The sequence below is a fragment of the Streptomyces sp. NPDC088553 genome, assembly GCF_044752965.1.
Taxonomy (GTDB): domain Bacteria; phylum Actinomycetota; class Actinomycetes; order Streptomycetales; family Streptomycetaceae; genus Streptomyces.
The window spans coordinates 188,872-211,196 of sequence record NZ_JBIVMG010000013.1; the positions used below are offsets into that span (position 1 = coordinate 188,872).

The 22,325-nt window shown below is 71.1% G+C and carries 16 protein-coding genes and 1 pseudogene; 10 read left to right on the forward strand and 7 right to left on the reverse strand.

Going from position 1 to position 22,325, the window contains the following annotated elements; all coding sequences use genetic code 11:
* Nucleotides 1-222 precede the first annotated feature (222 nt).
* A complete protein-coding gene (locus ACIP8Z_RS34130) occupies nucleotides 223-4,410 on the reverse strand; it encodes a S8 family serine peptidase (protein WP_402090324.1) in 4,188 nt (1,395 codons plus the stop codon).
* A 124-nt stretch (nucleotides 4,411-4,534) separates the two neighbouring features.
* On the opposite strand from ACIP8Z_RS34130, the gene ACIP8Z_RS34135 reads away from it, so the two are divergent.
* Complete coding sequence (locus ACIP8Z_RS34135) at nucleotides 4,535-5,488, forward strand: helix-turn-helix domain-containing protein (protein ID WP_402090326.1); 954 nt, start codon at nucleotides 4,535-4,537, stop codon at nucleotides 5,486-5,488.
* 54 nt (nucleotides 5,489-5,542) lie between these two features.
* On the opposite strand, the pseudogene ACIP8Z_RS34140 reads toward ACIP8Z_RS34135, so the two are convergent.
* A pseudogene (locus ACIP8Z_RS34140) lies at nucleotides 5,543-5,869 on the reverse strand (NAD(P)-binding protein); the annotation flags it as partial.
* 353 nt (nucleotides 5,870-6,222) lie between these two features.
* On the opposite strand from ACIP8Z_RS34140, the gene ACIP8Z_RS34145 reads away from it, so the two are divergent.
* The 3 genes from ACIP8Z_RS34145 (at nucleotide 6,223) to ACIP8Z_RS34155 (ending at nucleotide 8,684) form a co-directional block, all read left to right on the forward strand.
* The gene (locus ACIP8Z_RS34145) at nucleotides 6,223-6,480 is read left to right on the forward strand and encodes a DUF6479 family protein (RefSeq protein ID WP_402090328.1); all 258 of its coding nucleotides are present in this window, start codon (nucleotides 6,223-6,225) and stop codon (nucleotides 6,478-6,480) included.
* 100 nt (nucleotides 6,481-6,580) lie between these two features.
* Nucleotides 6,581-7,570, forward strand: coding sequence for a MerR family transcriptional regulator (locus ACIP8Z_RS34150; protein ID WP_402090330.1), 990 nt, complete (start codon nucleotides 6,581-6,583; stop codon nucleotides 7,568-7,570).
* 466 nt (nucleotides 7,571-8,036) lie between these two features.
* The gene (locus ACIP8Z_RS34155; protein WP_402090331.1) at nucleotides 8,037-8,684 is read left to right on the forward strand and encodes an RNA polymerase sigma factor; all 648 of its coding nucleotides are present in this window, start codon (nucleotides 8,037-8,039) and stop codon (nucleotides 8,682-8,684) included.
* A 23-nt stretch (nucleotides 8,685-8,707) separates the two neighbouring features.
* Here the strand turns inward: ACIP8Z_RS34155 and ACIP8Z_RS34160 are convergent, their stop codons facing one another.
* Complete coding sequence (locus ACIP8Z_RS34160; protein WP_402090333.1) at nucleotides 8,708-8,875, reverse strand: DUF6479 family protein; 168 nt, start codon at nucleotides 8,873-8,875, stop codon at nucleotides 8,708-8,710.
* A gap of 619 nt (nucleotides 8,876-9,494) precedes the next feature.
* Between ACIP8Z_RS34160 and ACIP8Z_RS34165 the strand changes: the two genes are divergently transcribed.
* On the forward strand, nucleotides 9,495-9,737 hold the full coding sequence (locus ACIP8Z_RS34165) for a hypothetical protein (protein WP_402090335.1): 243 nt from the start codon (nucleotides 9,495-9,497) through the stop codon (nucleotides 9,735-9,737).
* A gap of 127 nt (nucleotides 9,738-9,864) precedes the next feature.
* Here the strand turns inward: ACIP8Z_RS34165 and ACIP8Z_RS34170 are convergent, their stop codons facing one another.
* Entirely contained in the window at nucleotides 9,865-11,415 is a 1,551-nt protein-coding gene (locus ACIP8Z_RS34170; protein ID WP_402090337.1) for a glycosyltransferase, read from the reverse strand.
* 891 nt (nucleotides 11,416-12,306) lie between these two features.
* Between ACIP8Z_RS34170 and ACIP8Z_RS34175 the strand changes: the two genes are divergently transcribed.
* Nucleotides 12,307-13,485, forward strand: coding sequence for a glycosyltransferase (locus ACIP8Z_RS34175; protein WP_402090338.1), 1,179 nt, complete (start codon nucleotides 12,307-12,309; stop codon nucleotides 13,483-13,485).
* Between the two features lie 111 nt (nucleotides 13,486-13,596).
* On the opposite strand, the gene ACIP8Z_RS34180 is transcribed toward ACIP8Z_RS34175, so the two are convergent.
* Nucleotides 13,597-14,310, reverse strand: a complete 714-nt coding sequence (locus ACIP8Z_RS34180) for a methyltransferase domain-containing protein (RefSeq protein ID WP_402090340.1) — start codon at nucleotides 14,308-14,310, stop codon at nucleotides 13,597-13,599.
* 143 nt (nucleotides 14,311-14,453) lie between these two features.
* On the opposite strand from ACIP8Z_RS34180, the gene ACIP8Z_RS34185 reads away from it, so the two are divergent.
* From ACIP8Z_RS34185 to ACIP8Z_RS34200, 4 genes are read left to right on the forward strand one after another with little or no spacing between them, the layout of a single operon-like run.
* Nucleotides 14,454-15,701 (forward strand): polyprenyl synthetase family protein, encoded by a 1,248-nt coding sequence (locus tag ACIP8Z_RS34185; protein WP_402090342.1) that lies wholly within the window; start codon nucleotides 14,454-14,456, stop codon nucleotides 15,699-15,701.
* A complete protein-coding gene (crtI, locus tag ACIP8Z_RS34190; protein ID WP_402090344.1) occupies nucleotides 15,698-17,257 on the forward strand; it encodes a phytoene desaturase family protein in 1,560 nt (519 codons plus the stop codon). The genes ACIP8Z_RS34185 and crtI overlap by 4 nt, the downstream gene beginning before the upstream one ends.
* Nucleotides 17,254-18,303: a phytoene/squalene synthase family protein gene (locus tag ACIP8Z_RS34195; RefSeq protein WP_402090345.1), complete on the forward strand. Its 1,050-nt coding sequence runs from the start codon at nucleotides 17,254-17,256 to the stop codon at nucleotides 18,301-18,303. Before crtI ends, ACIP8Z_RS34195 begins: the two co-directional genes overlap by 4 nt.
* Nucleotides 18,287-19,315 (forward strand): DUF5914 domain-containing protein, encoded by a 1,029-nt coding sequence (locus ACIP8Z_RS34200; protein WP_402090347.1) that lies wholly within the window; start codon nucleotides 18,287-18,289, stop codon nucleotides 19,313-19,315. The genes ACIP8Z_RS34195 and ACIP8Z_RS34200 overlap by 17 nt, the downstream gene beginning before the upstream one ends.
* A gap of 24 nt (nucleotides 19,316-19,339) precedes the next feature.
* On the opposite strand, the gene ACIP8Z_RS34205 is transcribed toward ACIP8Z_RS34200, so the two are convergent.
* Nucleotides 19,340-20,899 (reverse strand): FAD-dependent oxidoreductase, encoded by a 1,560-nt coding sequence (locus ACIP8Z_RS34205; RefSeq protein WP_402090349.1) that lies wholly within the window; start codon nucleotides 20,897-20,899, stop codon nucleotides 19,340-19,342.
* A 34-nt stretch (nucleotides 20,900-20,933) separates the two neighbouring features.
* A complete protein-coding gene (locus ACIP8Z_RS34210; protein ID WP_402090351.1) occupies nucleotides 20,934-22,106 on the reverse strand; it encodes a lycopene cyclase family protein in 1,173 nt (390 codons plus the stop codon).
* Between the last annotated feature and the right edge of the window lie 219 nt (nucleotides 22,107-22,325).

Sequence of the window (22,325 nt, forward strand, 5' to 3'; positions counted from 1 at the left end):
AGGTCGATGACGCCGTGCGGGACTGGAGCCACGTTGGGCTGACTCCACCCGGGGCGAGGTCGTAGACCCGGCCGCCGAAACGCTCCTCGCCCCCACCGGCTGGGCAAGCCGGACGAGCAACCTACCGACCCCACAGCCCGAGCATCGACCGGCCCGGGGCCTTCCGGGCCGGGTCGGCGCTCGCGCCGGTCATGTGGTCGTCCTCGTCATGTGCGGGATGGGTCAGCGGCGTAGCTTCAGGCGGTGTACCCCGCCGTCGACCGCGCCGACGTAGAGCGTGCGGCCGTCGGGGGCGGCGGCCAGCTTGGTGGTGTCGGTGTTCTGCAGTCCGCTCGAGATGTTCTCCCAGGTGAGGCCGTTGTCGGTGCTGCGCAGTACGCCCCGGCCGCCCTGGACGAGTCCGGACGCGGTCGAGCGGGTGGTGGCCGCGTAGAGCGCTCCGTTCACCCGCAGCAGGTCCGAGACGTGGACCGCGAGCGGGGCGGTGTCGGCGGTGCGGAAGGTCCTGCCGTCATCGTTGCTGACCCGGACGGACGATCCGCCGACGACCAGGCGTCGGCCGTCCATCACGATCGCGGAGACGGGGCCCTCGGCGACCTTGGTCTTGGTGACGCCGCCGTCGTCCGAGCGGTAGAGGCCCGAGGCGTTGCCCAGCCAGAGGCGCCGCGGGTCGCGCGGGTCACCGGCCATGGCATCGAAGGACCTCTCGTGGAAGAGGTTCTTCCACGTCCTGCCGCCGTCGGAGGTCGAGAAGAGTCCGTCGCCGAAGATGCTCCTGAAGCTGATCGCCACCCGGTCCGGGTCGGCAGGGTGGACCAGGAGCGAGGTCGGTATCTCCGACGACGTGCCCTTCACCTGCCAGGTCCGACCGGCGTCGCCGCTGCGGGAGACCTCGAAGAGGCCGGTCGCGGTGCGCCGGACCTGCCACACCACCTTGGTGTCCTCGGGCGAGACGGCGATGTGCGAGGTGAGACGACCGGTCATGCCCTCCGCCCCGGACTGGCCCCACTCGGGGCCGGCGACGGGGATGGTGGTGCGGTAGGTGCCGCTCACCGTTCCGGCGAGCAGCTGGTCCCCGCTGGCCGCGAGGGCGAGGGTGGTCAGGCCCTGGACGCCGATCCTCCGGTATCCGGTGCCGTCGGCCGCGCCGCGGTACAGGCCGTCCTGTTCGCTGGACACCGTCACCGAGCCGTCGGCCCAGCGGTCGTAGTCCATCGCGATGGCCGCCTTCGAGGGCGCGGGCACGGGTTTCCAGGTCCTGCCGTGGTCGCGGCTCACCTGCCCGGCGCCGAACAGCGCGCGCAGGTACAGGTCGCCGCCGGAGGCGGTCAGTCCGTTGCCGCCCTGCGCCAGGGGCAGCAGGGTGGACCAGGTGCGGCCCTTGTCGTAGGAGCCGCGGACGCCCGCACCAGGGACGTACGCCGCCACCACGGTGGAGTCGGCCGCCATGCCGCGGATGGTGTTCACCGGCTCGTCGAGGACGAGGTGCGCCGTCCCGGGGTCGCCCTTGCCGACTCCGTCGATGCGCCAGACGCTGTCGAAGGTCGCCAGGTACAGGGTGTCGCCGGTGAGGGTGGCGTCGCGGACATCGGTCACGCCGGTGGGGTACGTCGCCCAGCTGTCACCCGCGTCCGTGCTGACCAGCAGTGTGCCGTCGACGATCGCGGCGAGGGTACGGGTCTGCTCGTCCGCGACGAACTCGTCGATGTGCGCGTCGGGCACGTCGAGCTTGCGCCAGGTGCGGCCGTTGTCATCCGTACGCAGGATCGTGCCCCGGCGGGTGGGGTCGGCGGCCGTGTTCACGGCGTACCACCAACGATCGGGGCGGCGGGCGTCGACCACGACCGCTCCGGTGCCGTTGCCGTCGGCAATCGGCAGCCTGCCCACCTGGCGCCAGTTGGCGCCGCCGTCGGTGGTCAGCCAGGGGGCGGCCTTCCGGAACTGGGTCACGACGGCCTGCTGGGGCCGGGCGGGCGAGAGCGCGACGTGACCGGCCTCGCTGTTCGGGCCGATGGGCTCCCAGCGGTCGCCACGGCTGCGGGCGGGGGTGACCTCGAAGGCGCTGGTTCCCGTGATCCGCCGGCCGTCGGTGGTCGTGGCCCGCACGGCCAACCGGTAGGCGCCGACCGCCTTCCCGGTCACGTCGGCCTGGTAGTAGCCGGCGCCGTTCATGGTGGTGGGCAGTGTGAAGGCCTTGCCGTGCGGTGGCGTGACCCTGACCTCCGGCGGCGCGTCAAGGGCGGCCGGGGCGGCGATGTGCACGGTGGAGCGGCCGTCGCTCGGGTCGGGGGACGCCTGGACGACCAGGTGCCGGACGACGAGCAGGAACGGCACCCGAAGGGCCGGTCCGCGCGCGGGGGTGGCCGTGATCCGGCCGCTGATCTCCGTGTCGGTGGCCGGGCGGTCGGCACGCAGGGTCACGGTGACGGTCGCCGACCCCTCGGCGGGGACGGTCACCCGCGACGGAGACACGGCGGTGGGCCCGGTACTGCCGAGGGTGACGGCCAGCGGCTTCTTGCCGGGGTTGGCCAGGCGAACCTTCGCGGTACCACCGACGGTCCGCTCCGCCAGGTCGGCGAGGCCGAACGACACGCTCGTCGGGAAGGCGGTGAGGGTGGCCGACGCCGCGGCGGCCACGTCGAGCCGTCCGTTGCCCTGGACGGTGGGGCTCGTGCCGGCGAGCTCCCTCGCGGTGCCTACCAGTGCGGACCTGATCCCGTCGGGGTCCTGGTCCGGGCGCAGTTGGCGCAGCAGGGCGGCGGCTCCGGCGACGTGCGGGCTCGCCATCGAGGTTCCCGACATGCGGTAGACACCGGGCTGGTACATCGAGGTGGGGATCGCGGAGCGAATCTCCACACCGGGTGCGACCAGGTCGGGTTTGAGTCCGAAGGCGGTGCCGGGTCCGCGCGACGAGAACGAGGCGATCTCGTCGGTGGAGTCGGTGCCGCGCAGGGTGACGGACACCTCTCCGGCGGCCAGTTCACGGCTCAGCTGTGCGTACTGGGTCGTGTCGATGCCCATGACGACCAGGCGGTCCATGCGCAACGAGTCACCGGAGGCGGCGGTCCGGGTGAGGTCGGGGCGGGCAGGGGTCTCCCGGGCCTCGACGGTTCCCGGGGCGGCGGCGAGCACGGGGCCGGCGTGGGCCGGGAGGCCGCCGAGCACGGCGAGCGCGCCGCGTCTCTCGGCTTCGCGTGCCCAGTCGATGTCGCTCTGGCTCAGGACGTCCGTGCTGGGGGCGACGAGCAGGTCGGCCCGCAGGATCTTGCCCCGTACGTCACCGACGCGCTTCCAGTCCTCCACGGTGCCCGCGCCGACATCCACGAGCGGCGCGGTGACCGGATTCCGGGGCGGGTTCGCGGACAGGACGCCCCGGTACGTCTGGATGAGTTCGGGTTCCCTGCCCGCCAGGTACGCGCTGGGGATCCGCAGCCCGCTGGTGGAGGCGCCGACCGCGATGACGCCCTCGGCCGCCGCCGGCGTGCTGACGGTGCCGCTGCCGGGTCCGGCGTTGCCCGCCGCCGCGACGACGACCACTCCGGCCCGCACGGCGGCGGTCGCCGCGCGGCCCAGCGGGTCGGTGCCGTCACCGGGGCCGCCGAGGCTCATGTTGATGACGTCGGCCCGGTGGGGGTTGCTCGGATCGGCCGCGGCCTCGATGCCGGCGATGATGTCGGAGGTGTAGCCGCTGCCGTCGGCACCGGTGACCTTGTAGGCGAGCAGGCGCGCGTCGGGCGCCATGCCGGTGACGCCTCCCTCCTCGGCCGCCTTGCCCGCGATGATGCCCGCGACGTGGGTGCCGTGGCCGTTGTCGTCCATCGGGTCGCCGTCACCGTTGGCGAAGTCGAAGCCGCCGACGACCTTGTGGCCCTCGCCGAAGCCGCCGCCCAGGTCGGGGTGGCCGTAGTCCACGCCGCTGTCCAGGACCGCCACGACCGTGCCCTTGCCGGTGGCCTTCACCCCGGCCGGGTCCTTGCGCTTCCAGACGTCGGGTGCGCCGGTCAGCGGGACGCTGCTGTCCGTGCGCACCTGTACCCGGGTGTCGGGCCGGACGGCGATGACGCCCGGCAGCGCGGCCAGCCGTGCCCTCTCGGAGGCGGGCACCGTCATCGCCACGGCGTTGACGAGCAGCCCGAGTCCGCGGGGTGCGGCGGGGTGCAGTCCGGCTTGCCGTGCCGTCCTGACGAAGGCGTCCTGCCGTACCGCCAGGCCCCGTCGGGCGTCGCCGACGGCGGAGGTGGCGCCGGCGGCCAGGGATGTGAGCGAGCCACCGGGGGCGGCTGCCACGGCGGCGTCTCCGGACAGCTCGACGATGACCCGCTGGTTCGAGTCTGGTGACTTGGCGGTCGCGGTGCCGGGTGTCGCGGTGAGCGTCCCGGCCAGCGCGACGGTGGTGACCGTGGCAGCCACCAGACGTCGGCTTCTTCGTGGGTTCTTGGCCATGGGAAGAAGTCCTAGCGCCGAAGTCACTCTCCGTACAACGGATCTTGACGGCCCATTGCTGCACCTGGCACAAGTGGGCCAGGATCCGCATATGACGAGCGACCTCACCGCGGCAGGCATCGATCCGTTCGACGAGAGCGTCTACCGGGCCGTGTTGACCCGCCGTACGGCGGCCCCGGCCGAGCTCGCCGCCGACCTCGGCTGCTCCCCCCTCCGCGCCGCCAGAGCGCTGGACCGGCTGCACGACCACGGCCTGGTCGGGCGGCTCGCGGGGGTCCGCCGCCGGTACGCGGCGATCGAGCCGGGAGCCGCGGTCGAGTCCCTGATACGGAACAGAACAGCGGAGTTGGACCGGGTCCGTTCGGCGGCGGGCGAGCTGTCCCGCCTCTTCGCCGCGGCCCAGGCCGGCACCGCCGGGGAGGACGAGGTGGAGGTCGCCACCGGCCGCGAGGCGCTCGGCCGCTGGTTCGTCCGCCTCCAGCAGGAGGCGCGCGAGGACGTCATGACACTGGACCGGCCGCCGTACGCACTCACCACCTCCAACCCGGTGGAGAGCACGGCGCTGGGGCGCGGCGTGCGCTACCGCGCGGTCTACGCCCCCGAAGCGCTGGAGTGGCCGGGGGTGCTCGAGGACATCCGCGGACTCGTACGCCATGGCGAGCAGGCCCGGGTCATGCCGGGTCTGCGGATCAAACTGGCCATCGCGGACCGCCGGCTGGCGCTGATGCCGCTCTCCCTGGACCTCGACGGCGTGCGCGCTGCGGTCATCCGCCCCTCCACACTGCTGGACGCCCTCACCGACTACTGGGAACTGTGCTGGAAACAGGCCCTGCCGCTCGACGCCCCCGCCGAGGACCCGCTCGGCGAGGAGGATCGTCTGGTGCTCACCCTGCTGGTCAGCGGCCTCAAGGACGAGGCCATAGCCCGCCAGCTGGGCTGGTCGGTCCGCACCATGCGTCGGCGCATGAGCCGCCTCCACGAACTTCTGGGCTCGGTGAACCGATTCCAGGCCGGCGTCGTCGCGGCACGCCGCGGCTGGATCTGACCCGCGGCCGGGCCGGGGCCGACGGCGCCCGCGGCGCGCGTTGCCGCCGCCGAGGAGTCCACGAGGCCCCCGCGCACCCGCGTGATCGAGGCCGCGTCCGTCGGACCGCACGGACATGCTCATCTCGGAGTCCTGCGTGGCCACGCCCAGCTCACCGAACAGGCGCAGGAGTTGGGAGTAGGTGCGCTCGTTGTGGACGATGAAGCCCCTGCCGACGCGGAGGGTGCCGCCCTCGGGCGTGGCCACCTCGTGGGTGTGGGCGTGTCCTTCGAGTCGTCCTTCCGGCTCGTACAGGACCACGTCGCGTCTCCGGGACAGGATGTGCGCGGCGGTGAGTCCCGCCGCTCCGGCCCCCACCACGGCGATGCTTCGCCCGATCATCGGTTCCACCCCTTGTCTCACGGCCTCGTTCCGGCCTCCGGAACACCCGCCACCGGTTCTTCGGCGTTCACGGCGTCGCCGGGATGGGTTCGGGTCAGCCGACGTCCGCCTGCTGGCCTGTGGGGGCGTGGATCGGGCGGCCGGCCCTCGGTGGCGCTCAGAGTCCGATCAGCGACCTCCCGCGCACGACTCGAACCGTTTTCGCGTCGATATTCGCGGGTTCAACCGAATCGGCCTTCACCGTGCCCGGGCCCTCCCTCGGCCTCCCGGGGAGTGTTTTCGCCTCGCGCGCATCCGCACCCGTGCCGGGGACCGAAACCACGCATACATCCATCGCTTCACGGGAGGCCATCGTGCTCGTTCTGATCGGAGTGATCGTCGTAGCCGTGCTGATCGGCGCGTTCGTCCTCGGGACGAAGGTCCGCGATGAGGAGGCCCCGCCGCCGGACCCCGCCTCGCATCCGCTGCGACCCCCCACCGACCGTCTGCCGGGCGAGATGTCCGCGTACCGAAGGCCCCTCGACGTTCCCCGCACCGACTGGGCGCATCGACTTCGGCCGTACCAGCTCGGGGCCGGTACGGAGACGTCGCCTGTGCCCCCGCGGGAGTAGTCGTCACGCGTCGGCAGCGGCTCCGGCGCCGACCGGACGAGTTCCGGTTCGCGCAGCGTTTTCAGATAACGCAGCGTTTCTGCACCGTAAGGTTGATCGCATGGCCGAGACGAGTCTGGGAATCACCACAGGGGCCTTGGCCCAGCGCCTGGGGGTGTCGCCGACCACCGTTCGTTCCTGGGAGCAGCGCTACGGCATCGGCCCGGCGGTCCGCGCGGACGGCAAGCACAGGCGCTGGTCCCCCTCCGATGTCGCGATGCTCGAGGAGATGTGCCGTCTCACCGCTTCGGGCATTCCCCCTGCGGAGGCCGCTCGGGCCGCCCGGAGCGACCGCCGGGTACCGGCCGGCGCGGGCAGGGAACCCGTTGCTCCGGCCCCGTCCGACTCCGGTCCCTCCCCGGGCCGCAAGCCGGCCGGGGGAGGTGGACTGCCCCTGGGTGACGTACGGCAGGAGTGCCGCGGTCTGGCCCGGGCGGCAGTCCGGTTGGACGCCCCGGCGATGGAGACCCTGTTGGAGCAGGTGATCTCCGACTACGGCCTCGTGACGGCCTGGGAAGAGGTGATGGTGCCCACGCTCCATGCCGTCGGCCGCAAATGGGAGTCCTCGAACGACCGTTACGTCGAGGTCGAGCACTTGCTGTCCTGGCAGGTCTCGACCGCCCTTCGCCGCGCCGCCGTTGCTTCCGTGGGGAAGTCGACGGCTCCCGTGCTGCTTGCGTGCGTGCCGTCAGAGCCCCATACGCTGCCGCTCGAGGCGCTTGCCGCAGGTCTCTCCGAGCGGGGCATCGCGACCCTGATGTTCGGCGGCGCCGTCCCGGCGGAGGCACTGGATGCCGCGGTGCGCAGGTGCGGTCCTGCCGCCGTGGTGCTGTGGTCCCAGGCGCGTTCGACGGCGAGCCACGCGCTGGCACGCCATGTAGCGGGCATGACGTTCGGTCTGCGCGGTGCCCGGACGGCGCCACTGGTACTGCTGGCGGGCCCCGGCTGGGCGGGCCGGACGCCCGACTCGGGCATGCTGCGCCCCCGGGGTCTGCGGGAGGCGCTCGACTCCGTTTCCCGCATCTACGGCGAGCCCCCGCCGGAATCGTGACGCCGGTCCGCAGTCGGGGGCAGCCCGCCGACGGACACGGTCACCGCACGCCTCGTGTCCGCCCCCTGGCAGATCCGAACGTCCGGCCTTCGGTCGCGGGCAGGACCAGTTCTGCGGAGATGGCGTGCCACTCCCCTCCCGGGGGCGGTGCGAGCATGTCTTCGGTGGTGGCGGAACGGGTGCTCTCGACGACGCTTCGAAACCGCTGGGCTCGCGGGTGCACTCCACGCGGCGAGCGGTGAGTGCGCCGGCGAGCGCGAGCAGTCCGGCACCGGCCGAGAGGGCGATCCATGCCTCGGAGTCGTTGGGCTGTCCGAGCAGCGGATACCCGTGCTTCGCCGCGCTGCTCCAGCCGGGATGCAGATGTCACTCCCCATTTCGATGCAGCATCAATGCGTCTTGCAGTGGTGCATCGATTTGGCGACGGTGTGAGGGACGGTGCATCCCCGTGCCTTAGGAGAAAGCCATGGTCTCCGCTCAGCCCTCGTCGCCTGCTCGAAGCAGCCCGCAGGCGCACTACGCGGCCCCCACCCGGGCAGCGCACCCGGCTACCCGCTCGACGACGCTCGACGAGTCGGAAGCAGAGCTTGCGCGGCGGTTCGTGAGCGGCGATCCCGCCGCGTTGGCCGCTCTGTACGAGGAGCACGCCGCTCTGGTGCATTCGCTCGCTCGCCGCGCACTCGGCAACGCTCAGGACGCGGAGGACGTCACACAGCAGGTGTTCATCGCCGCCTGGCGCGGCCGTGCCGGATACCGGCCGGAGCGAGGCGTTCTCGGCGGTTGGCTCGTCGGCATCGCACGTCACGTCATCCTGGACGCGCGTACGGCACGGACGCGTCGGACCGACCTCGAGCGTGCACTGACGGGTCAGCACGCGCAGGTGGTCCGCAACTACAGCAGGGACGAGTGCGAGCAGACGCTGAACAGGGTTCTCGTCCTGCAGAAGCTCGGCCTCCTCTCGCCCGTCCAACGACGTCTGGTCGGAATGGCGATCTACGGCGACATGACCCAGGCGCAGATCTCGGAGGAGACCGGACTCCCACTCGGCACGGTCAAGAGCCACATCAGGCGCGCCCTGCACTCCCTTCGCCGTTGCATGGAACCCCCTGTCTGAGGCGCCCACGCGCTCGCACGATGTCAGTCCCCGTGACCGGTACCACCGCTGCCGAAGCCCCCGCTGGAGATGCCGCGCCACTTGCGCTTCTCCTCGCTCGGCGTTTGCGAGTCGGCCTGGCCGGAACTGCTCAGGTCGTACGGCATGAGCCGGTGCTCGCCGTCCGTCCGGGGAGCAGACGCCGTCGTCATCAGGCCTTTCGGACGTCGGGGCGACGACGGATGCACGCGCAGGTGAACGACGGGCCCTCGCTCGTCACCGCGCCTCGAGCCTGCCGATGACCGCGCAGGGCCATACGGGTCAAGGCTGCATCCGAAGGGCCCGAAGTCATCGCAATCCAGGACGACATGCTCCCGCACGCTCACAAGGAGATCCCATGGCCATCGTCCAGACACACGCGCCCGGCGCGTACACCCCGGAGGCAGGCCTCTACGAGTGCGACTGCGCAGGGGGGCATCTCTGGCGGATCGACCTGGCCGGCCATCTCTTCCCTCCGTTCCCGCCTGGCTGTTCCGCGGAACGCTGGCGGGCGACGGAGACAGGTGCCCCGTCCTCCGCCGCTCCGGAGGGCAGCCCGCGGCCATGAAGGAGGGGGAGCCCGGTGACGACAGCGAAGGCTTCCGAGCGGTCGCCGTACGACGGACAGACCGTTCCCACGCAGCTCGTCCCGCATGGGGGCGATGCATCCAGAAACGCGAACAATGCGAAGTATCAGGAGAAGGAGCTCACTTCACCTGACAGCGGACGGGCCAGCTCACCCCGAAGAGCGGTCACCGAGCCGCTGGCGTTCCCAAGGAAGCGGGAGAGAAGATGATCGTCAAGAAGCTGCACGATGCGGGAGTGAGCAGCGAACACGCCTACCTTGCCGCCGTTGGCTCCATCGGGCTGTCGCTCGCTTCGTGGATCACCTCGCGACGAAGCGAGAACCTGGAGAGGGCCGACCGGTGGGGCATCTTCGTCGGAGAGTGGGCGCCCACCTTCTTCGCCTTGGGGTTGGCGCTGGCGAACTACGAACGAGAGGAAGTGCCGACAGGCCTCGTCGACGTCAGTTGAGGGTCCGAACGGCCCCGTCGCTCCGCGCCCCTGGCAGGTCGGCCAGGGGCGCCGCCATGCTCCCGCACGGTGGGGCCTCCACGGATTCGACGCCTCCCTGAGTTCGAGACCGCCCGGCCCGACCAGGTCAGGCGGGCACGCGCCCGCCCGGCTCCGACGACGGACTCCGTTCCGCCCTTCGGCCTCGCGAGGCCACGTCCGCGTAGTGGCCCGCGAGAGCCTGCGCCATGGCGGCCGCCGAGTACCTGGTGCGCACCAGATGCCGTGCTCGCCGCGCCATGGCCTCGGCGGCCTCGTCGTCCAGGTCCAGCAGGCGCCGCAGCCCCCGGCCCAACGCGTGCGAGGTCGAGGTGTCCAGGAGCAGACCGTTGCTCCCGTCGTCCAGATAGTGCGGTACGCCGCCACGCTCGGGCCCGGCCACGACCATCCCCGCCTCCATGGCCTCCAGGACCGCGAGACCGAACTCTTCCTTCGCGCTCGGGCAGACGTACCGGGCCCGGAACCGGTGAGCGGGCTCGGCCAGCGCACGTTCGAGCGACCGTACGTCGGCATTGGAGAGCGCGGGAAGGAGGAGCAGACGTTCCCTGGCCTCCGGGTTGCCGAGGGTCGCCGCGTGGATCCGGTCGCGCATCAAGGACTCCTGGGGGTCCGGCCCGCATGTGCTGCCGCCGACGAGAACCAGAACCGATTCGCGGTGGCATCCCGACTCGATCCACGCACGGACCAGGACGTCCTGCTGCTTGACCGGGTGAAGACGGCCGACGCTCAACAGCACCGTTCGCCTGGACTCCCCGGCAGGTCCGGCGGTCGCACCGATCCTGTCGATGAGGGATCCGCATCGCTTCCCCGCGTCGGGCGGCGGCGCGTAGGGCGCTACGCCTTCCGGCGGGGCGCTCAACTGCCCCGTTCCGTACCTATGAGCGAGCTGCGGGAAATGGCGGAGCAGTTCCGCCGTTCCGTCGCGGCCTGCGATGCCCACCACGCGGTCGGCTCGGTCTGCCAGGCGGTCGGCGAGGTAGACGCGGTGCAGGTCCAGGCGCACGTGGTCGGGATCCGCACCGAGGTGGCCAAGGCGCTCGCTCATCTGGCGGTGAGGATCCGGGGTCGCGGTGAAGACGAGTGCGGCGCCGACTCTTCGGGCTGCCTCGGCGAGGGCGAGCGAACCGTCGTCGGCGTAGCGCACATGGAGGACGTCGAGTCGCCGTCCGAGCGTGGACATCAGCGTGGTGGCCCACCAGGCCAGAGCCTCACGGTGCTCCCCGATGTCCTGGGGGCCGGCCGGACGGTCGCTGTCCACGGGAAGGCGCAGGAGCCAGTGACCGGGGCTCCGTCGGCGCAGCAGCACACCGTCGTCTTCGAGGTCGGGGCGGCACGCGGTGACGACGGTGAGCACGCCCGCGATGCCGTCGGTCGAGGCGAGCGCCTCGCCGACGGAGTCGAGGAGGACGCTGAGGCCGCCGCTCAGGCCCTCGCCCGGCCGGTCGAACCGTCCCATCAGCATGGACTGTGCGACGAGCAGCCCCGAAGAGGGCATCGGGTGCCGGGCTGCCGTGCGCGGCTCGTGTCGCAGGGATTCCAGCATGAGGCGTTCGTAGGTGTCTGCGGGCTCCACCGTCCTGAGCAGGTTCCGGCCTCGGAGCCCGTACCGGGCGAGCAGCACCCATGCCGCGTGCCGCACGCGGCGGGAGCCCTCGTGGGCCGGCCGGAGTACGCCGTCTCCCGGGAGGGGTCGGAGGCCGGCCGCAGCCGCGAGGTGGAGCAGCGTGGCCGTCGTCCCGGGGTCGTGAGCGGTGAGGAGGGCGGAGCGCAGCGCTCTCGTGGCTCGGGGGCCTCCGTGGAGACGCACCACCTCGGGCCACGCCTCGAAGACCGCTCCACGCGCTCCGTCTCCCCCGGCCGCGAGCCGTACGCACTCTTCCGGGCCGGGTGGCCGTCCCCTTCGCAACCGGTTCCGCAGGCGGGCGACCACGACATCCTGAGCGGTGGCCAGGGCGTGATGCCCGTGGTGCCCTTCGCCGACGCCTGCTCCGTACTCCTCTTCGACCAGCTGGGACAGGAGGCTGCAGGTGGGGAAAGGCGGGTGTGCCGGGTTGGGGGACGAAGTCGCACCTTCGGACCGGCTCCAGAAGGCCCGCCTCGCCGCCGTGAACGCGTCACGCTTCCCGTCCGTGGAGGGGAAGCGGTGGGGACCCGGCGCCATGTCCGGGACAGAGATCTCCATGGGGACTCCTGGTGGGATACGTCCGACCAGGAAGCTTTCGTCGTCTCGTCCCGACGTGGATGCACCCGGGCCCAGCGTCTCCGTTCCCGCTCTCCGAGCACTGTTCGAGGGCACGGAAGCGCATCCGCTCCGCGGTTCCGAGACGAAGCAGTGGACGTACTCCGCCTGCCGAAGGAGCTCGGGATGCCACGCATCGCGGTGATCAGTCCCCCCTTCCAGTCGCACGCCCAACCCCTGTCGGTGCTGGCCGGCGCTCTGGCCCAGGCAGGCTCAGACGTCACTTTCGCGTGCGCGCCTTCCTTCGCTCAGCTGGCCTCGGAAGCCGGCGCGAGCTTCGTCCCGTTGACCGTGACGCGCAATGCGAACACCGGTGTCGCCCGGAGCACGAGACAGGGCGTGCGGGAGTCGGAACGACTCGAAGAGTTCATCGGGTCCACGCGTGAGGGGCCGATCCCCGCGCTGCTCACGCAGTCGCGTCACCGCGGCGAGGACATGCTCGCCGACCCGGAGAAGGTCCTCGCGGAGATGCGAAACCTACAGGAGCGTCTGGCCCCCGACTGGTTCGTCGTCGACCAGCTCAGCTACTCGGTGACGCTTGCCCTGCATTGCCTCGGGCTCCCGTTCGCCACGTTCTGTCCGGGGCATCCGACGTACCTGCCGCACAGCCCGGAGGCCTTGTTCGGGGTCCCCTACGCCTGGCCCCGGGCCGTCCGTCCCGCGGCCCGGGAGCTCGCCGAACTGCGGCAGGCCGCCCTCGGCAACGATCTCGCGTTCACCGAGCGGTTCGCGGCGGTAGCACGCAGACACGCACCACGGGTTCAGGCACCCGGCCGAGCGTTCGCCCTGGCGTCGAGGCGCGCCGTCGTCTTCAACTACCCGCGGTTCTCCTGGCTGCCGAAGCACCGGCCGTCCGGGGTGCGCTTCCTGCACGGGGGCCACTGCGTGTCCCCGGAGGAGAAGGGACCGGGCAACGAGTGGGAGGGGGTGCTCAGCCGGCTCAGGTCGAGTGCCCGGCGCCTGGTGCTCATCGCACTCGGCACGTTCCTCTCCGCGCGCGACGACGTCCTGGCGTTGCTGATCCGGGGCATCCTCGCCCACTGTCCGGACGCGGCGGTCGTCGTGGCCGCGGGTGAAGGGGCGCCGAGACTGGCGGAGTTCGCCGGGCCCAAGGTTCACGTCGCACGGGTCGTCCCCCAGCGATGGCTGCTGAGCCGGGTCGACGCCATGGTGCATCACGGAGGCAACAACTCCTTCACCGAGTGCGTGACATCGGCGACTCCGGCGCTGATCCTGCCCTTCTCGAGCGACCAGTTCTCCATCGCCCACGATGCCGAGCGCGCACGGCTGGCGACGTGTCGGAACCCGGCGACGCTGACCGAGGACGAAGCCGGTGCCGCGGTACGCGAACTCCTCGACCACGTCCCCGAGGGACTGCCCCGCTGGTCGGAGGCGGTCCGTCGGCGCGGTCCGCGCTGGACCGCCGCCCGCCTGCTCGACGCCATGGAGTCTCCTGCCAGGAGCCGGTGACCGGTGAGCGCGCGGCGTAAGGACGAGGAGCGGCGGGGACGGCATCCGGAATCGCAGGTTCGCCTCCCGGCCCGAGGCGAGTCAGCCGGCGAGCGGCGACAGAGAGCCGGATCAGTTCCACGGCCGCTGCGCCACGAACGTGTGGGTGATCCCTGTCTGCCACCCCGGTTGCGGCAGACAACGGACTCGTGTGAACCCCGCGCGGCGGATCCTTTCGGTGAATGCGGTTGCCGTGTCGAAGTCGAGGACGCTCCGGTGCAGGTGCGCGTAGAGGGGCCCGTCTCCGTTGAGGCGGGCCCAGGGACGCACGAGACCCCTCATGACCGTCGTCCAGAGGAGCCGGTGGAGGATGCGGCCGCTGAGAGCGTACTCGTGAATGGCGAGACGTCCGCCGGGGCGGAGAAGCCGATGCGCGATGTCCAGGGTCTGGTCGGGGTCCGAGACATTGCGGAACAGATAGGCGGCGAAGACCGCGTCGTACGAACCGGGCTGTTCCGCCTGGGGCATGTGTTCCACCGCCGCATGGACGAACGACACGTGCGGAGGCCAGTTCTTGCGTTGTGCCTGAGCGAGCATGCCGGCGGAAGCATCGACCCCCGTGAGGGTCGCCAGGGGCGCGACACGCAGCAGCGCAGCCGTGGAGGCTCCTGTTCCGCACCCGAGGTCCAGGACGGAGAGTCCCGCTCCTGCCGCGGGAAGGCCCAGTCGGCGAGCGGAGCGGAGCAGGTGCGCGTGATAGCCCGGACTGGAGGAGGTCATCCGATCGTAGGTTCGCGATGCGTGGTCGAATGCGTTCGCGAGGTCCGCGTCGCGCAGCAGGGGCATCCGCACACTCCTTTGACGTCGTCCCCCCAGTTTCCCGTAGCGAGGTGCGGCACCACGTCGAACACGCCGCCCGCCATTGGGGTGACGATCGTGGCCTCTGGCCCTGGAGCGTTGCGCCGGACAGCTGAAGAGTTGGTGCATCCATGCGGATCGGCGGTACGGAAACGGAGGAAGAACCGCTCTGCCCGACAACCGGCAGCAAGGAAACCACCATGCGCACTCTGGATCCGTTGTCGGTGGACAGGAACGTCCCGGCTGCCGTCGGCACCGTGCTCGATGAACTGCTCGGACGCCGCTTGGACGAATCGAGCGCCGCTCACAGGAGGTTCGCCTCGGACATCGGCGAGCGAGTGGTGACGTTCACCGTCAGGGGAGGAAGGCGACGGCGGTCGCAACTGCTGTGGTGGTCCATGCGTGCCTGCGGAGGAGGCCCCGCCGAATCGGAGGCGACTCTGCGGGCCGCGGCCGCCCTGGAACTGATTCAGACGTGTGCCCTGATTCATGACGATGTCATGGACGGATCGGTGCTGCGGCGAGGACGCCCCTCCGTGCACGCTGCTGTGGATCGCCAATACGGAACACAGAACCACCGGCGTCCGTTCGGGACCTTCGGAGGAGCCGCGGCGGTTCTCGCCGGCGACCTGGCACTGGCCTGGGCGGACGACACGTTCGTCGAGGCGCTCGCGAAGACGCCCCATGCGAGGGAGCTCAGCAGGGTGTGGCGGGTGATGCGCACCGAGATGGTCGCCGGCCAGTACCTGGATCTCCATACACAAGCCACTGGTTCACGATCCCCGGGGCGTGCGATGCGCGCGGCAGTGCTCAAGACGGCTCGGTACTCCGCTGCGCACCCGCTGGCGCTCGGGGCGATCCTCGCCGGCGCCGATCGCGAGGTGGTGCGCGAGCTGCGCAGGGCGGGTCTGTGCGCGGGCATCGCGTTCCAGCTGCACGACGACCTGTTGGGGGCCTTCGGTGACCCCGCGGTGACAGGCAAGCCGGCCGGCGAGGACCTGCGCGAGGGAAAGGCCACGTACCTGGTCGCCGTAGCCCGGAGCATCGTCATACGGAAGGGTGACAAGGAGGCTCTACGCCTGCTCGACGACGTGGTCGGATCCATCGACGCCGCAGAGGACGAGGTGGCGAGGGTCCTCGACCTGCTCATCACGAGTGGAGCCCGTGATCGCGTCGCCGCGCGCATCGAGCGCCTCTGCTCACGGAGCATGGCCCTTCTCAGCTCAGGGCCGCTCTCCACCAGGGCGACCGGCCACATCGGCCGGCTGCTGCTGGAGTCGTGCGGCTTCACGGATGCGACACCGCGCACGCGCACGGCCGTTCATCGCGCCGACCGGTGCGTGGGAATCCCTACATCTGCGATCGGAGGTGTCCGTTGAGAACGGTGCCGGGCAGGACGGACCGCGTGGTGGTGGTCGGAGCCGGGTTCGCCGGCCTCGCGGCGGCGCTGCATCTCCTGGGCGCGGGTCGTGAGGTCACCGTGGTCGAGCGGGAGGTGCGGCCGGGCGGCAGGGCAGGCCGATTGGATCTCCACGGCTACCGGGTGGACACCGGCCCGACGGTCCTGACCATGCCGGACATTCTCGACGAGGCGTTCGCCTCCGTGGGTGACTCGCTGCGCGACCGGGTCGAGCTCATCCCCCTACACCCGGCCTACCGGGCGATGTTCTGGGACGGAAGCAGCATCGACGTGCACACCGACGCCGATGTCATGGCAGCCGAGGTGGAGCGCTTCGCGGGGACCTCGGAAGCACAGGGATACACCAGGATGCGGCAGTGGCTGAGCAAGCTGTACGAGGTGCAGAAGCGACGCTTCATCGACGCCAACTTCGACTCTCCGCTTCAACTGGTCCATCCCGATCTGGCGCGGCTCGCGGCTCTCGGCGGCCTTGGCCGGCTCGACCGCGCCGTGAGCGGCTTCCTCTCGGACGAAAGACTTCAGCGGGTCTTCTCCTTCCAGTCGCTCTACGCGGGAGTGCCGCCCTCGCGCGCCTTGGCCGCCTACGCGGTGATCGCGTACATGGACACGGTCGCGGGCGTGTACTTCCCGCGGGGAGGCATGCACGCGGTGCCGTTGGCCATGGCGGGTGCGGCTGAACGCGCGGGAGCACACCTTCGCTTCGGAGAACGTGTCGACGAGCTCGAACGCTCAGGCGAACGGATCACGGCAGTGATCACCGATCGCGGGCGCATCCCTTGCGACGCGGTCGTGCTCACCCCTGACCTTCCCGTGACCTACCGGCTCCTCGGGCGCGAACCCCGTCGCCCGGCCGGTCTGCGGCACTCCCCCAGCGCGGTGGTCCTGCACGTGGGCACCGACCGCACGTGGCCGGTGCTCAGCCACCACACGCTCTCCTTCGGCGAAGGCTGGTCGACGACCTTCCGTGAACTCACGCGTACGGGAAGGCTCATGAGTGATCCGTCGTTCCTCATCACCCGCCCGACCGCGACGGACGCCACGCTGGCGCCGCCGGGCAAGCACCTCCACTACATCCTCGCTCCTTGCCCGAACACGGACATCGGCCCCGGTGCCGCTCACTGGGGCGAGCTGGGGCCGAGGTACCGTGACTCGCTGATCGCAGAGCTGGAGCGAAGGGGCCTGCACGGGCTGGATCGGTCCGTCGACGAGGAGTCCCTGGTGACCCCCGCGCACTGGACGGCTCAAGGGCACGCCGCGGGCACACCCTTCTCGGTGTCCCACACGTTCACGCAGACCGGACCGTTCCGTCCTCGCAACCTGGTCCGTGGCACCGAGAACGTGGTCCTCGCCGGATGCGGCACCACTCCGGGTGTAGGTGTTCCGCCTGTACTGATCTCGGGGAAGCTGGCTGCCCAGCGGATCGCGGGGCAGCAGGTCCGGCGGGGCGGCAGCCGCCTGGTCAGGCGGACGCCTCCGTCGTCCGCCGCGCTCCGCGCCGTAAGGCCCTCGCGTTGACACCCCGGGAGCTCGACGCCGCTGGAGTGACCGATCCGTTCCTGCGCGCCGCGTACACCCGGTGCCGACGGCTGAACGCGCGCCACGGCAGGACGTACTTCCTCGCCACGCGTCTCCTCTCCGTGGAACGGCGCAGCGCCGTGCACGCGTTGTACGGCTTCGCCCGGTACGCCGACGACATCGTCGACGACATGGACGGACGCTCCTCGCGGGCTCAGAGGTCGACGGCCCTGGGCGAGCTCGAAGCGCAGTGGGACAGGGCGCTGCGCGGGGAGGCGGTCGGTGAACCGGCCGTGGCGGCCGCGGCGGACACCCGCGCCCGCTACGGCATTCCGCCGGACCGCTTCAGCGCCTTCCTCGCCTCCATGCGCAGCGATCTCTCGGTCCGCTCGTACGCCACGTACGACGAGCTGAGCACGTACATGTACGGTTCGGCAGCCGTCATCGGACTGCAGATGGTCCCGGTCCTGGGGACCGTCTGCCCCCAGGAGGAAGCCGAACCCTACGCGGCCGCCCTGGGCGTCGCCTTCCAGCTGACCAACTTCCTCAGGGACGTGGGAGAGGACCTGGACCGAGGAAGGGTCTACCTGCCCGCCGACCTGCTCGCCGCCCACGGTGTGGACCGGGAGCTCCTGCAGTGGAGCCGGCTGACCGGGAGCCGGGACGCGCGCATCACGTCCGCCATGCGGGCCGCCGCAGACGTCACCCGGTGCGTCTACCGAGAGGCGGAACCCGGAATCGCGCTGCTGGATCCCACGTCCTCACCGTGCATCCGCACGGCGTTCGTGCTGTACCAGGACATCCTCGACGTGATCGAGGCGGAGGGCTTCGCCGTTGTCCACCGAAGGGCCGTCGTGGGCAGGCGGCGCAGGGCATCGGTGGCGCTGTCGGGTCTGGCGAGGGCCCTCACCGCACGGGCGGTGCGGCGCGGGGTGCGCAGGGGACTCCCGCCGGCGGACGACACGCGGATCGGGGGGAGCTCCCCTGTCGCCCTCCGCTCATCGGGAGACCGTCGCGAAAGGGCGAGAGGTGACGTGGGTGAGTAGCCACCGGGGACGACGGGGACGGCGAGGCGTGCCTCTGCGATGGCGACGCCACCCGCTCGCCTGGGCCGACCAGCGGGCGACGTGGGATCAGGCCAGGCCCTCAACGATGGCCGAGGCACTGAAGCGCGCGACGAACCGGGCGTCCGGGAACTGGTTCGTCCTCGCGGACAGTCGGGACGTCCGCGCGGACAGGCCCCTCGGGCGGACCGTGGCAGGGACGGAGGTGGTGCTCTGGCGCGACGAGCAGGGGGCACCTCACGCAGGACCCGGTGCCTGTCCCCACCTGGGCGCGCCCCTGAAGGACAGTGCGGTCCACTGCGGAACGCTGATCTGCCACTGGCACGGTCTGGCACTGAACGGAGCCCCCTTCGCGGGATGGGAGCCGTGGCCGACGTTCGACGACGGAGTGCTGGTGTGGCTGCGGATGGACCGTGCGGGCGGTGAGACCCCGACCGAGCGCCCCGTGGTCGGGGACCGTCCGTCGCGCGTGGACGCGATCAGCGCGGTGTACACCGCGGTAGGTGCCTGCGAACCTCAGGACATCGTGGCGAACCGACTCGACCCCTGGCACGGCGCGTGGCTGCACCCGTATTCCTTCGTGGACCTGGAGGTGCTCTCCGTTCCCGAGCGGGAGGCGGCCGACGAGGAGGACGCCCTGGTCGTGCGGGTGTCCTTCAAAGTGGCCGGACGCGCGGTGGTTCCGGTGAAGGCCGTGTTCACGGCCCCGGGCCCCCGGACGGTCGTCATGCGGATCGTGGAGGGGGAGGGAACCGGCTCCGTGGTGGAGACCCACGCGACCCCGCTCACCCCGACAGGTGCCGGCCGGCCTCGTACCGCGGTGGTGGAGGCTGTCGTCGCCACATCTGATCGTCGCGGCTTCGCCGTGGCGAGGGCGGTGGCGCCGCTGTTGCGACCGGCCATGCGCACCACGGCCGCCCGCCTGTGGAGGGATGACCTGGCCTACGCCGAACGCCGCTGGCAGCTCAGGCGTACCGGGCGCTTCCCGGGCTGACGCAGGAGCCCGGGAGAGGCAGCGTCAGCGTCCGCCGCCCCGACGGGACAGGAGACGCAGAGCAGCAGAGCGGCCTCGGTTCGGCACGGTCCACAACGTCTGTCCGCGGAGGCCCCACCGACGCAGATGGGCGTTGGCCGCCATGAATCCGGTCGTGGCCGCGCGCTCCATCAGCGCGACCGGGTGGTCGGTGCGGACGAGGTCGCCCGCGACGGTGACCGTCGGATCCGGCGTGCGGACCGTGGGCCTGTCCCGGTAGCCGCCCACCGCGAAATGGGGGCAGTCTTCCCTCACCTCATGCCGTTCGTCGATGATCCGCGCGCCTCGTGTCTCCGGGTAGACCCGGTGGAGCTGAGCGACGAGTTCTCGCGAGAGGCCGTGCGGGTCGTCGACCGGGGCGATCGCGTAGGAGTGCAGTTCGACGACCGAGCCGCCTGTCCTCCGTGCCCAGCGGGCAGCTTCGCCTTCGTAGCGTTCGAGCACACTGATGTTGTCGAGGGGCCCGTACCCGGCGCTGCCGAGGAAGCCCGGCCGGTGTCCGTGCACCGGCCGGTCGAGCCACAGCCGTGACACCAGGAACGGCGGCGCCGTCCTGAGCCGGCTCACTCCGGTGCGCCAGCGCTCGTCGCACAAGCCCGGGGAGCGCGACACGAGTGACCGCAGTCCACCCGTGTCGACGGCGATGACGACGGCGTCGGCGTGCTGGACGCCGGCCGTCGACGTGACGAGATGACCTCCGCCGGGAGCCGGGGCGAGACTGCGCACAGCGGTGCCGGTGCGCAGACGGGCGCCGTGACTGCGGAGATATCTCCCCAGAGGGTCCCACAGGGCTTGCGGGTAGGGCTCATTGGGCACGTCGAACAGCAGCCCCTCGGAGGAACCGAGGAAGTAGATGTGGAACATGAGGACCAGCTCGGCAGCGGACAGCTCTCGGGGATCGGCGAAGAAGCTTCGGGAGAACACCTCGAAGGCGAGATGCTGCGACGCTGCGGGGAAGCGGATCTCGTCGAGGAACTCACGGGCGCTGAGATGGTCGTAGCGCTCGTAGATCTCCGGCAGTCGGACGTCGAGCAGCGGCAGCGCCGCGCCCGCTCTCAGATGCCGCAGGTCGCGCCAGGTGAAGCTGGGGCTGAGGGCCACGAACCCGAGGGCGTTCCAGGGAGGCGTCCGAGGGACCCTCGCGAAGCTGTCGTACAGGCCGGCACTGTGTTGCAGGGGGTAGTCGGGCAGCGGGGTGAGCGAGTCGAGGGCGGGGTCGACGCGGCGCAGCAGTCCGCGAAGGTTGTAGTACTGGCGGAAGAAGGCGTGGAAGCCCCGGCTCATGGTGACGGTCGTTCCGTCGCTCAGTTCCTCCGGCCAGCCTGCCAGGCGTCCCCCGAGCGACGTCTCCCGCTCGTAGAGGGTGACCTCGACGCCCCGCTCCGCAAGGATCGTGGCGGCCGCGATTCCTGCGATTCCCCCACCGATGACGGTGCACCGATGCCGCCGGCCGTCGCGCGGCCGCAGCTCACCTGGGTGAGCGGGAAGGGCGACGGCCTTGCGGTCTCGGCCCCACGGTGCGGTCGGATTTCCGTCGAGGAACATCGGTGGTGCTCACTCTCATGAGGGGGCGGGTCGGTCAGGCGCGGCGGGTGAGGAAGGGGACCTCCACGGCGGTGCGCAGCATGGTGAGCACGGGAGTGTGGAGTCCGATGCGGAGTTCTTCCCACCGCCTGGTGTCACCGTCGAGGAAGCGGAGGAGTCGTTCAGCGGGAACGCTGCCGAAGAGCGACGTGAAGAACGCGGGGCCGGCGATACGGCCGGTGGCGAGCCCCCGGAGGAGGATCGCGTCCATGGCCAGTGAACGAGGGGAATGGGCTGGAGGCGGCACTGGTTCGAGACCACGATGCAGTGCGTTCGCGATGGCCGTCACCTGACGTTGGATGGCGGCGAAGGCGTATCCGGTGGAGGGTCTGACAGCTCCGCCGGCGCTGCCGATACGGAACACGTTCCTGCCCGCGCGCCGGGCGTGGTGAGCGTCCGTCATCGGGATTCGCCCCTGCTCGGTCGCGCGCACATGAAAGCTGCCGAGTCGCAGGAGCGACCCGGTGTAGTGGCGCAGGGCCGCGTCGTAGGCGTGGTCGGCAAGGGCTGCCTCACTGAACTCGGTGTACTCGACGAGTGCTTCGTGCGGACTCAGCGGCAGCACGTATCCGAAGGAGAGGCCGTGCTCCGGCTGTGGGGTGCGGAAGTCCATGAGCTCGACCGTGTCCGGTGTGAACGCGGGTCGCTCGGTACGGACGAACCAGCCTTTGAAGTGCTGGAGCAGGGCGACTCGAGCAGGGGGCGTCGAGGCGGGTGGACGGGAGTCGAACACCCAGCGGGCACTGATGTGCCGGATCTGGCGGTCTGCGGCCCGGTAGGCCACGGAGACGCCCTCGGCATGGTCGACGATGTCCTCGACGACGGCTTCGATCCGATGCGCCTGGCCGAGTCGGGGTTCCAGGCCCCGCGCGAGCGCGGTGGAGCTCAGCATCTTGTAGCGCAGTCTTCCCAGGTCGCGGTGGAGAGGGCGGCCGTCGGGCGCCCGCACGCGTACCTGTCGCCATGACGCGCTCAGCCAGGAGTCGTAGTCGCCCTCGCCCTGTTCCCAGTAGCACCATGTGCGCTCCGGGGGACGAAGGCCGCTCCCGGGGGGCGCGTCGATGAGGACGACGGTGGGCGCGGTGACGCCTGCCGGGGGGCTCAGCAGTCGCCACGCGAGGGAGAGGCCGGCCGCGCCGGCACCGATGACGACCACGTCGCTGTCCACGGAACTGGTCCCGCCTCTGCGCTGGAACTGAGAGAGCCAACGGCCCGATGGAGTGGGGGGAGGGTGCTCGTACGAACGATTCCGCCCCTGGTGTGTGTGGTGGTGCGGGCACCCGAAGGCAGGGGCCGCGCGTGTGGGGAGGTTCTGTGCGGAGAATTCTCCGTCCTGGTGGGTCGCGTGGACTGCATGGAGGTGGAACCCGCGTGTCGGGCCCCGGCT